Source organism: Bacteroidota bacterium (assembly GCA_036522515.1).
Classification (GTDB): Bacteria; Bacteroidota; Ignavibacteria; order UBA10030; family SZUA-254; genus VBOC01.
Map to the genome: position 1 here is coordinate 1 of DATDFQ010000019.1, position 14,468 is coordinate 14,468.

5 protein-coding genes are annotated in these 14,468 nt (G+C 55.8%); 1 reads left to right on the top strand and 4 read right to left on the bottom strand.

Features of this window, described 5'->3' with window-relative positions; translation table 11 throughout:
- From waaF to VI215_02810, 4 genes are all read right to left on the bottom strand, one after another.
- A partial coding sequence (gene waaF / locus VI215_02795; protein HEY6191234.1) for a lipopolysaccharide heptosyltransferase II occupies positions 1–884 on the bottom strand: 884 nt, incomplete at its 3' end.
- Complete coding sequence (locus tag VI215_02800) at positions 868–1,788, bottom strand: lysophospholipid acyltransferase family protein (protein ID HEY6191235.1); 921 nt, start codon at positions 1,786–1,788, stop codon at positions 868–870. The genes VI215_02800 and waaF, both read right to left, overlap by 17 nt.
- Positions 1,789–1,796: 8 nt before the next feature.
- Entirely contained in the window at positions 1,797–3,242 is a 1,446-nt protein-coding gene (locus VI215_02805; GenBank protein ID HEY6191236.1) for a GWxTD domain-containing protein, read from the bottom strand.
- A 255-nt stretch (positions 3,243–3,497) separates the two neighbouring features.
- Positions 3,498–13,748 (bottom strand): T9SS type A sorting domain-containing protein, encoded by a 10,251-nt coding sequence (locus VI215_02810; GenBank protein ID HEY6191237.1) that lies wholly within the window; start codon positions 13,746–13,748, stop codon positions 3,498–3,500.
- Here VI215_02810 and VI215_02815 point away from each other — a divergent pair.
- Positions 13,735–14,358, top strand: coding sequence for a hypothetical protein (locus VI215_02815; GenBank protein ID HEY6191238.1), 624 nt, complete (start codon positions 13,735–13,737; stop codon positions 14,356–14,358). The genes VI215_02810 and VI215_02815 overlap by 14 nt on opposite strands.
- Positions 14,359–14,468 lie beyond the last annotated feature (110 nt).

The following is a 14,468-nucleotide window of genomic DNA, read 5'->3' on the forward strand; positions in this document are numbered from 1 at the left end:
GCGAATCCAAACTCCGGCACCGTGGCTCCGAATATCGCCACGACAGGCGTCCGGACGGCCACGGCAAGATGCATCGGGGCGCTGTCATTGCAAACAAGCGCGCGGCATCGCCGGATCAACTCCGCGGATTGAAGAATGGAGAGTTGCCCCGCCGCGACAACCACCCTGGGGACGCTCTCAGGTGAAAGGAATGGCGTGAGGAGGCGTGAATCTTCCTCTCCGCCCACAACTACCACCCTCAACCCTTTTCCGACAAGTTGCTCTGCAAGCGAGGCGAACCGTTCGGGAGGCCACCGTTTCGTATTCCAAACCGTTCCCGGGGCGATGGCGATCAACTTACCGCCGGCGGCGACTCCGCTTTTCTGAAGGAAGCGGTCTACCGCCTCCCGGTCGGATGGGGAAGGATCGAGCTCCGGAAATTGGCTCAAGGCGGGCGGAATCCCGACGACATTGAGCAGGTTCAGATTGCGATCGATCTCATGCGCCGTAGATTCGTACTCTATCACATCGGTCAGGAAGAATCTCCCTGCGCTCGTATAAAACCCGATGCGCCGCGGAATACCCGCGAACCGCGCAAGTGCGGCGCTGCGAAGCGACCGATGAGGAATAAAGGCGGTGTCGTAATTCTTCCCCCGAATCGAGCGGCTGAGCCGGATCAATCCCCCGAGCCCCGAATCAGCACCCCTCTTGTCGAAGACAAGCACACTCCTGAGAGAGCGGTTGTTCCGGAGTGAATCCGCCGTCTTCGGGATTACCAGCATGTCGATCTCCGCTTCCGGCAACGAGGCCTTCAGAGACTGAACCAGGGGAAGCGTCAGAATCACATCGCCCAGAAATGCCGTCTGGACGACAAGGATGTTTTGCGGCTCAACTGCGGGATTCATCCACCCGCTCCTGTTCGCGATGGACGCTCTCCCAGGTGTGCTTCCATCGGCGGTGCATCCACAGCCAGTGGTCGGGGTAAAGTCGGATATACCGTTCGAGGAGAGCGGTGTGGCGCCGCGTCAGCTCAATGATGTTTTCCTCCGTGGGTTCCGCAAGGTCATCGGTGCGTACTTCCTCAAGAATCACCTCGTACGTCCCGTCAGGTTTCCGGATCATAAAGCCCATCTGGAGGGGCGCCCGGTTGCGCAGCGCGAATGCCGCCGGACCCTGGTGCGTGGCCACGCTCCGGCCGAAGAAATCCACAAACACACCCTCCATCGGGCCGCTCTGGTCGGGTGCGATCGCGACGACCCCCCCTTCGCTCAACATCTTAATGATCCCCCGCACCGACATCCCCATGGGGATCACGCTGTTTCCGAAGAGACAGCGGTGCCTGTTGATCACCCGGTCGATGAACTTGTTTGCCTGTGTCTGAACGATGATCGAGAAAGGAATTCCGGTGAGATGCGCGACACCCAGGGCGATGAGCTCCCAGTTTCCAAAATGCCCCGAGAGCATAACCATGCCCCTTCCGGCGGAGTACCCTTTCGCGAGGACTTCGGGATTTCTGACGGTGACGAGTTTACGGAGTATCGCGTCCGTAAGATGGGGAAACCAGAGGAGCTCCACGAGGGTGATGCCGTAATTCCGGAACGCGCCTTTCACGATGGCCATCCTGGCCGACTCGGTCATTTCCGGGAACGCGAACCGGAGGTTTTCCAGGGCGACGCGGCGCCGGGAAGGGATGAAGTAGAATGCGAGGCTGCCGACATAACCGCCGAGACGCTGGGCCGATTTGAGCGGCAACGTGAGGATTGCCCACTTGAAGAGCTGGAAGGCGGCGTACTCCAACCGGTGCTGCATGGAAGCGGTCAATGCATCCGCTGCGCGTAGCGGTCGTACCAGGATTCGTCGTGGAGTTCGTCCCGGTGCGTGGAATGGACCTGCTCGTATTCCCCCATCCCCGTCCGGTCGACGAACACGAAGATCACACCCCCCTGAAGGTTGTTGTAGTGCCAGATTTCGTAGGGGAGGCTTTCCCCGGAGCTCGGAAAGCGCTCAACCTCGTCGGCAGGCCCATAGACGATATACACGCGACCCCTGTCCGTTTTCCATCCCTCACGCTGACCGACCGTGAGATTCCTGACCGCATAGTCGATGCGGTGAAAATACTCTTCCTTGTACTCGTTCGTGGGCGTCATCGGGTCAATATCTCTTCTGCGCCAGAATTCGAAGAGAAACTTCCGCTTGGCGGGCACGTCCGTCAGCGTCTTGTACTGTTGTTGCTCAAGATCCGATGCGACATATTTCGCGCAGGCGAATTCGCGGTCGAGCGCCGAATCCCCCATCACCACATACTCGCTCGTGGAGACGTCCATTGCGGCGAATTGCGCGTTGCTATCGGCCGGAACACCGGGCCGGTAGACAAAGAATTTCTTCGCGGTAAAGGCGAGCGTGTTTTTGGCCGAATCGAGAAGGGAAATCCGGAAGATATACGTCCCGCCTCTGAGAGAAGAGATGTTGAGCGTCCCCACCTCGACGCTCGAATTATGGAGACGCGACTTCGGCTTGTCGTGCGAGACGACTTCCCTCCCCGCCGCATCGATGGCCGCCGAGTGAATATCGAGGTCCGCGGAACTCCGGCCCTGGATGAGATTGTAGAGCTCGGTGTAGTAGTAAATAATGGGAAGTCCGATTCCGTACAGCCTGCTCGCGTTCGGGACGACTTCGAGCGTGTTCTTGTAATACATCGATTGCTTGTTGGTCGACTGCTGGATCGAAGTGCAGAACTCCACATCGCTGAAGGATTCCCTTTCCCTGGAAAACTCTGGGAGCGGAAGCGGAGCCGTCAGGCTGTCTCTCCTGGATGGATCGGCCACGTCGTAGGCGGAAATCGAGAAGCTATAGCTCCCCGAGGGGAGGCCGAATCCCTCGATCCCGACCAGCTTCTGGCCCGCGATGAGCCTCGAGGTGTCGTCGATCGTGTGGGGAACCGTCCATTCCTTCTTTGTGACAATCGCCGAATCCTTGCGCACTTCCAGCCTGATATTCACCGCGCCGATGAATCTCCCCGAGTCGGGTTTGTAGGCGAGAATGTTCTCCAGGATGTCGTAATAGAGCTCGACGTACGTCTGCGTCGAATCTCCGTAGAATCGCGCGACGTCCACATCGAGTTGGAAGGATCCCCTTCCCCGGATCGTCCCCTGGGAATCCGAGAGGGCGGCACCGAGGAGAATCATGAGAGAGACGAGGAACAACAACCTGCCAAATTGCCGGGCATTTGCCGGGTGGGAGGTCTTAAAACGGGTATTTCGCATCCCGAAATATCGAAATATTTCCGGACAGGAGCAAGATGGATGTCATCCAAAACGCATGTCATCCTGAGCACATGTCATCCTGAGCGCAGCGAAGGATCTCCCCGCCCTCGGACCGGGAGATTCTTCACTCCACTTCGTTCCGTTCAGAATGACAAAAACCAGAGGGGCATCCCGATCGCTCGAGATGCCCCTCAGTGAGAGCTGTAACCTTACAGATCCTTCAGTCGCTACGCTCCTTCAGGACGACAGAAGCGGTCACTTGATCAACAGCATCTTCTTCACGGTCGTGAACTGCTGGCTGGCGATTCCGTCTTCCGGATCCGCGACCGATTCAGAGATCAACCGGTAGAAGTAGACGCCCGATGCGAAGTTGCTCGCGTTGAACTCGACTTCCTGCGTCCCGTCTTCCAGCGTCGCATGATCGAGAAGTGTCGCCACTTCCTGGCCGAGGATGTTATAGATCTTCAGCGTTACCACCGACTGATCCATCAGGTCGAACTGGATCGTGGTCGTCGGGTTGAACGGATTCGGATAGTTCTGGTAAAGCTTGTAGGACTGCGGCGTCTCGACGATCGGCTTGTCAAGCGGGACCAGCATCGCCGGGACCACTCCGCCGTTCGCATGCAGGTAAGGAACAGCCGCAAGCTGCTTGGTACCCTTCATGTGCAGCTTCACCGTGAAGTCGATCGTGTCTATGGCGCCCTCGAACCCGCTGTTGATCCTCTGGATCGTCTGGTCGAGCACCCGGAAGACCGAGGTATCCACAAACACATGGACGCCACCCTGGTACCTGCCCATCATCAGCGTGTCGGCCTTTGCCGCGATCTCCTTCACCATCAGGCCGTTATAGGGATTGGCTGACGTGTCGCTGAAGATCAGTTCGCCGAATCCGAGGGGAGTCTTCAACAACATGCTCGAGACGATGTTCAGTCTCAGCGCGAGCATATCCGCGATCAGCCTGTTGTTCTGCTTCGCCGGCGGGATCGATTTCTGACGCTTCAGGATTGGTTTCCCGTTCGACGTAAACGTGTCGAAGCCGCGTGCAAAGCCCGTGTGGAGGCCCGTCTTATCTTTCAGCGATTTCAACACATCAGTGTACTTCGCCGCGAGTATCCACCCGTACTGCTTCGCGCTGTCCGCGCTCCGGTCGCGTCCGACCAACAATCCGTTCGCCCCGAAGCCGGTCTGTGCGAATGCCTCGAACAGAGCATTGACTCGGTTCGGCATCGGGAACTTTGGATCGTTTCTCGTGAAGAGGGGGTTCTTCTTCTTTGTGCCGACGATTGTCGCCCCATTCTCCCAGTAATACTTCCCGACCTTCTGTATCTTCCCCTTGTCTCCAAACCCGTGGATGTACACCGAGTCGCCGTGATGAACCGGTGAAGTGAATGTGAAATCCCACTTCTTGTTCTTGCCGTCGGGCGAGAGATGGGTCGAGGGCGGAGTAGTGAAGAATGGATAGTTCTGCAGGATCGCGTTGCCGAACTCGACATGGAGTCCCGTCACTGTCGCTGTGTCATCCACGAAGAGCGCGATAAAGTCGGCTTTGTCCGTCTTGCGCTTTACGAACTTACCAACTTTGCCCTTGTTATCCTTATCGAGGGCTATGCTGTCCTCCTGGAACGACCGGTACATCTGGCTATACGACGGAGACGCGTTGACAAAATCCACCGTCCCATTCTGTCCACCTGAGAGAGTGAACATGACCGAGTTGCCCGATCCGGCAGCGGGGGTACCATTGAGAATGTAACCGAGATGGATCCAGCCGGTGCTGTCCGCTTCCCTGGCTACATACTGGTTGTCGGCAATGTTTGAAATAGTGAGCACAGTGTCATTTATTGACCCGATCAGCGTCCCACCTGTGTCACGTACCTCGAGATACCATGATTTCGCAGACCGGTCAAACGCAGTGCTGAAGTTACCGTCGTTGTCCTTGAACTTCCGGACGGTGACTGAATTCCCGGTGAATGCTCCGACATGGTTAATGAAGTCGGCGCTATCACTGACTCCGCCCGAAACGACGAGCGTGTCAAACCGGGTGCTTGTGGCGACTCTCGTGCCGTTGTGAATCTTACCTAGTCGCGTCCACCCGAATGAAGTGCTATCTGCCTCGACGGCAATGTATGTACCGGCTTCTAGGTTCGAAACAGTGAGCACGCCATTGTTCGGATTGCCGCCTGCGATTGAATCGGCGGATACCACCGAATCCTTGTAGAGGAAGAGCCTCCATTTCTTAAGAGTCTCGTCCCCCGCCGTACCAAAGAGGCCATCGGCATCCGAGTACTTACGAACGGTAATCGTGTGCGTGATAAACAGCGGTGAATCCACGGCAGCTGCGGTCCACCGTGAGAAGCTGTTGACGCCGGTCGCAGTGATGAAGTGAGATCCGGTGTTTACAGTCCCGGTCTTACCGGTCCACGTGGCTCCGCTGTTCGTCGACTTCTCCAGGAGCAGATTCGTTTCGGGGATACCGTTCAGTTCGGTTGTCGAATACCCGAGTACCGTTGTGGCATTCAGGGTCGAATTATTCGTCGGAGTGACGTCATAATACCGCTTGATAGACTGGTGTCCGTTTCCGGTCGAAGTAGAACCGGCTCCGGTTTTTCGGAGGACCGTCGTCGAACCGGGAGCGCCGCCAGCGGCATTAATCGAGTATCCGATCGCTCCGAACGTCTGGTTGACGTTCTGGAGAGCCGTACGTGTGGCACTCACATTGCCCTGAACGGGGTTTGATCCCTCGCTCATTGCGCCCGCGGGATTCAGGTTCATCGTCGTCGAGCCGCCCATAGTGATAGTCCCCACTACCGGCCGGGTAATATTGGTCGGCAGGCCGGACGAATCGTAGGTAAAGGTTCCGGTTGTCTGCACGGTCCCGCCGGTGATGCTCACATCGGAGTTAAATGTAGCGCCGCCCGGGCTCAAGGAAAGAAGCCCGCCTCCGAGGGACATTGGATTTCCCGAAACGGTGTGCGGACCTGCGCCGTCGAACACGAATTGCGAGGTAGTTGCTATCGTGACGCCGTTGTTGACGTAGTTCCCATGGAAGAGGAACGGATAGCCCGTCAACATCAGCGAATCCTTGGCGCCCGCGTTAACAGTTACGTTTCCATGAATCGTCGTCGCACCCGTCCCGAACCAGAAGTAAGTCGGCGCGGTGTGCGTATTACTCAGGACGATATTGGGATAATAGTAGTTACCACCGCCGCTGATATCGAACGTCCCATTGGCGGAGTTGACATCGAACTCTATCGTCCCGTAGTCGCCATCGACGGCACGGCTGAGGATTCTGTGCATCGTGTTGAATGCAGAGGTGTTGTGATACCAATATCCGCCCGTGCGAATCTTCATGGAATCGGACAAGGTCGCGAACTTCACATTAGCGCTGAAGAGGGTCTTGTTATCATAGACCGTTCCTCCGCCGGCGAGAACGAAATCATAATTCCCGGTCGTGCTATCTCCAAACCAGAGAGCTGCGTTTGCAGAACCGCCCGGCGGGTTATTGTTCGGCGGGATCCAGAGTCCGATTGGGACTGTGTTACCCGGGTAACCGATGGTAATCTGCCGGCAGGAATCGCTGATGGTAGGTCCAAGCCTGATCGTGTAGGCGGTGGCTCTGAAATCATGATCGAGAATAACTGAATCCCTCATATGCGGTATTCCCGTCGCCGAAACACCCCTGACAACCGTCCACGTCGACGTCGAATCCCAGGCCAGCGTATCAATCGTAGACACGTGAGGAGCAGCATTGGAAACCTTAAATGTCGAAGGCACGCCGACACCGAATATATTCGATGTCGCACTCGTGAGAGTCCCCGATGTCGCAATCAATGAATGTGAACCTGATCCAACGATCTTGGCATCGTTAAACGTGGCAACGCCCGCGACCGGTGTTTTTGGCGTCGTGACCGTGAACGTACCGGTGCCTGTCGCCTTCGCCAGACCCACATTGGTCACATAGTCTTTATCGATATTATTGTTGGCATCATCCGCATTCAATACGGTACTGAATGTTTGGCCCGACTGAACGCCTGGAATGTTGGCGGCGAAGGCAAGCTTGGTCGCCGTGACGTCAATCGCTGTCCCGGGAGCTCCAACAACGTCGCTCCCTCCGGCAGCCATGATCGAGCCGCTAAGGGCATCAGTTGTCACATCCGTATTCTGGTTGATAAGGAACTCGAAGACCTTCCCGTCGGCACCCGCAGGAAGTGGATTCTTGAGATAGACATACACGTTCATGGAGTCGACGTGATTGTCCGCGACGCTGAATAACGGCGGACCCGCCCATGAGATGTTATTGGCAGTAATAGTCGCAGTTGTATCAATATGAGTCGAGTTTTGGAACAGATCGACTCCCTGGATATAAGTGGACCAATCTGGTACAGTATTTGTCACCCCTTTGCGCAGTGAGAGATTCTTCACAATCGTCGGCACGACGTCGGTATCAGCCGTACCCCCACCATCTCGAACCAAGAACTGGAACAGTCTCTTTTCTCCGGGCTTGGTATTGATGAGCGAAGAGATCGTCGCCGGTACCGGGAAGGCGCCAATGACGATATCTGAATTTCTGGCGTGGCTACTCACCATTGGATGGCTAGGATCTGATGCGGTCCACCGCGAGAAAGACGTAACACCCGTCTTCGTCACCGTCTTGGCCGCCGCGTTCGCTGTCCCAGCCTGATTCGTCCAGGTAACACCCAGATCTGTCGACTTCCAGAGTCCCATCGACGATGTGAGAGTGTTTCCGTTGAGCTCCGATGCGGAAGAATCGAAATGGAACACAAGCGTTGCATTCAGGCCCGTGTTGTTCGTGGGTGTAATGTCGAAGTAGCGTTTGATGGATGGTCCAAGCCCCTGAGCTGTCCCTGTGACTCGGGTGACAGTCGTCGCCCCAAGGGATGGTCCCGGGGAAGGATTGATCTCGAGGCCGATGTTTCCGAACGTATAATTCACCAGTGCTCCGTCCGCCGAGGGTAGATTACCTGTGACAGTCGTGGTCGATTGGACGTTTCCGATCACTACATTGCCGCCACCTGCTTCAGAGAGCGATCCCGTAGAAGAGAGGGTGACTGTGTTGGCTCCGGTCACCAGTTGTCCCAGCGTGATGGTTAATGTGCCGTCTTCGGTAATATTGCCGCCCAGGGAAGCCGTTCCCGCTGATTTGTTCACCGTCAGATTACCGAAGGAACCGGAACCCGACACGGCCTGACTGCCCGTACCATTGAGCGCGATTGTGCCGCCGGAAAATCCACTCGTGTTGACGAGGTCTCCCTTGATATTAAGCGTGCCGCTGACGGTTTTCGCACCACCGCTCAGCTTCAGGCCTGAATAAGGAATGGTGTTGTCGAGCGTCTGCGCACCCGCACCGGAGTATTCGATGAATGACCCGGCGGCGAGAGAATCCTTGTTCCAGGTCGCATAGTTGCCTGCCAGCGTCGCCGCATCGATCCTCTGAGTGGCGCCGCTCAGGACGTAAATCGTGTCAGCAGCGGCCCCTCCCGTCAAGATATTTCCGTTTGGATCGAATGTACCGCGCGCGAGCGTGATGTTATTATTTAGAGTGACTGCACGTCCGAGTTTTACGGATGTGACATTGCTATCGAGTATCTTTTCCGTTGCAGCAAAGGTAAGAACTCCCGAACCGCTGATTGTTTGCGTGGACGTACCGCTCAGTGTAATTGAGCCGGTCCCATTGAATGTCAGCGAGTCGTTACAGATGATATCCCCGTTGAGATTGAACGTGCCAGTCATTCCAATATTGAACAATCCATTGGTTACTTTGAGTGTATCGATGGAAAGGGTGCCGGCTCCAGACGGTGAGGATGTATTATCATTCACGTCTTGTTCGTAGTTTGCATATGTGCGGCCTGAAAACGAAGGAGTCCCGCCTTTCTGCTTATACCGGAACAAGCTCCCTTTCTGGAAGGTGACTTTTGAAGCGGGCGTGGATGATGCAAATGGATTTGATCCAGAGTGTTGTTCAAATACAGAACCGGCTGCGAAAACCACAATGCTGTTCGGCGTGCCTGATGGGCCAAAAAGATTGCCGGTGCAAAACGTATCGACTTTGCAAAGACTTCCGCTTTGGAAAGTCACAGAATTCCCATCCGCGGTGAGAAGTTGATGCCCCGTCGCGGCACTGATCCCTTTGGTAATAAATGACCCGGAAACACTGCCCGTCGCTCCAGTGAGAATTGAAATCGTAATCGCACTGTTTGCGCTATCGGTTAAACTGGAACCGGCATCGATTTGAAGATCGGCCCCGGCCCCGCCGCCAATATTGAGCGTGTGCACCGCCGCAGTCGTGAACACTACGTTCGAATTATTTGTGACCTGAAGCTTTGATATTGTCTGAGGCGAGGTATAGTCGAGATTCACCACAGCGGCTGAATTGAAGACCAGTATGTCGCTGGTCGCCGGGGATGTTCTGCTGGGCGTCCAGTTTCCAGCCGTGCTCCAGTTACCGTTTACCGGTCCGCTCCAGGTGAAGGGTGTCCCGGTTGTAGTCTGGTTCCCTGTCGCGCCGGGTGCAAGATAATTTTCGACACTGGCATTAAACTCATAGACGGCCACATGGTAGGTCGTACTCGGAGAAAGGCCAGTCACAGTCACAGAGTTTCCCGTCCCGCTAAAAACGACGTAATTGCCAGTTCCGATTTGCGTCCCACTGCCAAATACCGTGTTCGCCGTGTAGGACGTGCCATCGACCGGGTCGGAATTGACCGCACTGCCGGCCTTCATCAGGACGATTCTGTTTTCGCCGTCGCCGTTCGTCCAACTCACTGTCACCGAGACATCAGCAACGGACGGGAAATTAACAGCTGACGCTTGGACTGTCGGCTGTGCATCGTAAATCGGGGCAATGGCGGTACTTGTTCCATTTGTCAAACCACTGCCATTTGATGTCGTCAGCGTGACACTCGCTCCGGGGGCGTTAAATTTGAAGGCCGTGTATGTCACGACACCCGAGGAGGCCGAGACCACATTCCCGCTCGTCGAAAGGGCTCCGCTATTGGTGAGCGTTACCGATCCTGAGTAATCGAGGTCTGTATTGTTATTGACGTCACGCGCAGTTACAACTGGCTGTTGGGCGAGCACAGTACCCACAGTAGCCGACGTAGAGGGCTGCGTCGTGAAGTCGAGTTTCGTCGCTGTGACTTCGATGCGGTTGTTGTCCCCTGTAACGGAGCTTGCCGCACCCCCTCCGTTGGCCGCCGCGAATAGAGAACTTCCAGCGCCTGTCGTCACGGAGGAGACCGTGTATGAATTCTGTTGATTGTCCGTTACCGCAGTCTTGAACGTTACCCTGAGGGTAAGGTCCTTCGTCGAGTTGTCGGCAGCTGTCGATGAGAAGCCGGAAAAAACAATCGGAGAACCCGAAACGGCTACCTCTGCGAGCTCGGTCGCACCATCATAGAGCGCCGCCCTGTCGAGGAAGGCTACATTTGTGGTGGTGAAACTGATTGCCGTCAATACCGTTCCCAGCGCATCAGCGTCCGGTGACCCCGACCCGCCGTCCCTGACTGTCACTCCGAATGCGGCCAATGAATTCCCCGCGGTGATGTCGCTGATCCCTGTAAAGCCCGAATAGGCGATGTTTGCCGGGTAACTGAAACCGCCCGTCGCAACGACATCGGACAGATTACTAATTGTCGATGCGTTCGCAGTCGGCGGAGCCGGCGAAGTCTTGTAATTATATGTCGGACCATTAGCACCATCCCATGCGAATGGAATTATTGAAAAATTGTATTGCAGATTCGTCGATAGCCCAGAGATTGTCGTGGATGTCGTAGCACCCGAGGTAATGACCGCAGCAACAGTGGCATCCCCGATGGCATTACTGACTGCGTAAGCTGTTGCATCACTCGGCAGGCCGGTTGGGTCGCTTCCCTGCCGTTGAAGGATCAAGTACCCATCCGCCCCCGTAGCTGCCGTCCATGTGAGACCGATGCTTGTCGTTGAGGCCGAAGAGGCCGCAAAGGAGCCTGCCGGTGTCGTCGGTTCGACCTTTAGCGTGTAAAACGTTCCGTCCGGTGAGACGCCTGTCCCGGTTGGGTTGGTGGCAAATCCACGATAATAGATCAACGTTCCGTCCGGCAGACCGCTCACGGGAACGGTGAAAACTCCCGTCGTACCCGCTGTCGAATTCGCGTTTGAGCTCGGGTTAGGCGACGTTCCCCAGTAGACGCCACGGTCCGTGATGCCAACCCCCCCGTCTGACGTCACGTTCGCACCAAGCGTCGCGGTCGTCGTTCCAATACTTGTAGCGGTCGGCGAGGATAGTGTTGGGGTCGACGCAGTCATCTGACTGCCCGTAAGCGATGAAGAGGTAAGATAGTCCGCAGTAGCGCCTGTCCCATTATATTCAAAAACGGCATAGTAATATGTTGTTGCAGATGAGAGACCTGTCACCGGCACGCTCGTTCCGCTGCCATTGAAAACGACGAATTCACCGGCTGCAATGGTGTTTCCACTCCCGAATGCGGCATCGGCGGTGTAGCCTGTACCATCCGACGGTGTCCCAGTCACCGCGCTTCCTGCTTTCGCAACCACAAGGTGATTGGCCCCAGTTCCGGCGCCGCTCGTCCAGCTAACCGTCGTCAAATCTCCGGTTACCCCACTGAATAACATAGAGGTCGATGCCGCGGTTGGTTCACTAACATCCCCCAGGGCAAAATCGCTCATCGTTGTCAATCCAGTCACGGTATAATTCGGGGTCGTGGTCGGATAACTCACGATCGATCCATCCCTCTTCAGAATCACGGGTGAGCCGGCAGGGGTAAATCCGGTCGGATCCAGCGTCACGTTATACGTAAACCCACTACCGCCGGTCTGAGAGATCGTCCAGTAACGGGACATGTAAAGAGACGTACCTGCTGGAAGGGTTCCCGTAAGTGCGGATTCAGTCTGTTCTGCTGTCACTGTGCTTGTGCCTGTCAAGGCTGTATAGTCGAGACTGGCCGCGCGGAAGTTGCCGCCCTTTCCGATTGGGAACGCCTTCGAGCCGGTACCGGCATACACGCGGGCGAGCTTGCCATCGACATACGATGAAGCCGATCCGGCTGTCGCCGATCCTGCGGACCCGATCGTGAGGGTGTTAGCCCCTGTTGATATGAGTCCATTCGTCAGCGTCAGTGTCCCTGTGACAGTCGGGTTTCCAGTGAGAGTAGCGCCGAAACCGTCGTTCATCTCCAGGTTACCGTAGGATCCCGCACCTGAGAGTGTATGGGCTCCTGCACCACCCGAGAGGAGAATCTTCCCTGACCCGGTATGTGAAGTGGAATTTGAGACATTTTCATTGGCGGTGAGAGTAAACCCGCCGTCTGCAAGTGTGCCGCTCGTCATTGTGAGCGAACCTCCAAGGGCCAGAGACCCCTGGAGTGTCGTGCCGTTGGAATTATTGAGTGTGAGGTTATTGAGCGCTGTGACACTGCTCGGAACATTGACTCCCGAGCCTGAACCGGAGATGACTATGGATGAGGTGCCACCCGCACTCAGATTCGTGGGCGTTCCACCGATCGCATTTTGAAGCGTCAGAGTGTTGGCACCGACTGTGAATGTACCGCTCGTAAGTGTGAGGGTGCCCGTAATCGTTGGACTCCCGGTGATGGTCGCATTCATCGCATCGTTAAGATCCAAATTGCCATATGTTCCCGAACCGGAGAGGGTATGTGCCCCACCGCCCCCTGAAAGGAGGATTTTTCCCGCACCACTGTGGGTAGTTGCGTTTGCAACATTCCCGTTTACCGTCAGAGTATTTCCGCCATCCGCCAAACTGCCGGTCGTAAGCGTGAGCGTGCCCGTGACGGTCGGGCTCCCGGTAAGAGTCGCACCATTTGCGTCATTAAGTTCTAAGTTGCCATACGTGCCCGACCCGGAGAGCGTATGCGATCCTGAACCTCCGGAAAGCAAGATCTTCCCTGATCCACTATGCGTAGCCCCGTTGGAGATGTTTCCGTTAACGGTAAGCGTAAACCCGCCATCTGCCAACGCGCCACTCGTGAGTGTGAGACCTCCGCTCAAGGCAAGGGCCGCCTGGAGTGTCGAACCGTTGGAATTATTCAATGTGAGATTGTTCAGGGCCGAAACACTGCTCGGGAGGTTTACTCCGGAACCCGAACCCGAAATAACAATCGAGGATGTGCTGCCCGCGCTAAGGTTCGTTGGTGTGCCAGCAATTGCGTTTTGAAGGGTAAGCGTATTGGCTCCGACGGTGAACGTGCCCGTCGTGAGCGTGAGCGTGCCGGCGACGGTAGTACTGCCCGTCAGCGTAGCGTTCTGCACGTCATTAAGCTGCAGATTGCCGTAGGATCCAGACCCAGAAAGCGTATGTAATCCGGAACCGCCAGAGAGCAGGATCTTTCCCGAACCGCTATGCGTCGTCGCATTGGAGACATTTCCATTGACGGTGAGGGTAAACCCGCCGTCTGCCAGCCCGCCGCTCGTAAGCGTTAGCCCGCCGCTCAAGGCGAGAGCCGCCTGAAGGGTCGTGCCATTGGAATTATTCAATACTAGATTATTCAGGGCTGAAACGCTACTCGGAATGTTGATTCCGGCACCCGAGCCCGCAATGGTAATTGAGGAGGTACTTCCTGCGCTCAGATTCGTCGGAGTGCCCGCAATAGCGTTATTGAGCGTCAGAGTATTACCACCGACTGTGTACGTACCAGAGGTGAGCGTGAGGGTCCCATTGAGGTTGAGACTGGCTTGCGCTGCCGAGCCGTTCGAATTGTTGAGAGTGAGATTATTTAATGCAGAGACATTACTAGGAACATTTATTCCAGAACCCGAGCCCGCGATTGTAATTGAGGAGGTACTTCCTGCGCTCAAATTTGTCGGTGTACCCGCAATCGCGTTATTGAGCGTCAGTGTGTTGGCGCCGACTGTGTACGTTCCGGAGGTAAGTGTGAGGGTCCCGTTGACGTTGAGACTGGCTTGCGCTGCCGAGCCGTTCGAATTGTTGAGTGTGAGATTATTTAGAGCTGAAACACTGCTTGGAACATTTATCCCAGAACCCGAGCCTGCGATGGTAATTGAGGAGGTACTTCCTGCGCTCAAATTTGTCGGTGTACCCGCAATCGCGTTATTGAGCGTCAGTGTGTTGGCGCCCACTGTGTAGGTTCCGGAGGTAAGCGTGAGGGTCCCGTTGACGTTGAGACTCCCTTGCTGACTCGTCCCGCTGGAATTGTTGAGAGTAAAATTGTTTAGATCGGTGACTGATGAAGGAAT

Bases quoted from the DNA above. Each gene is read 5' to 3' on its own strand.
- VI215_02800 (HEY6191235.1), bottom strand. From the start codon at position 1,788: ATGCAGCACCGGTTGGAGTACGCCGCCTTCCAGCTCTTCAAGTGGGCA.
- VI215_02805 (HEY6191236.1), bottom strand. From the start codon at position 3,242: ATGCGAAATACCCGTTTTAAGACCTCCCACCCGGCAAATGCCCGGCAA.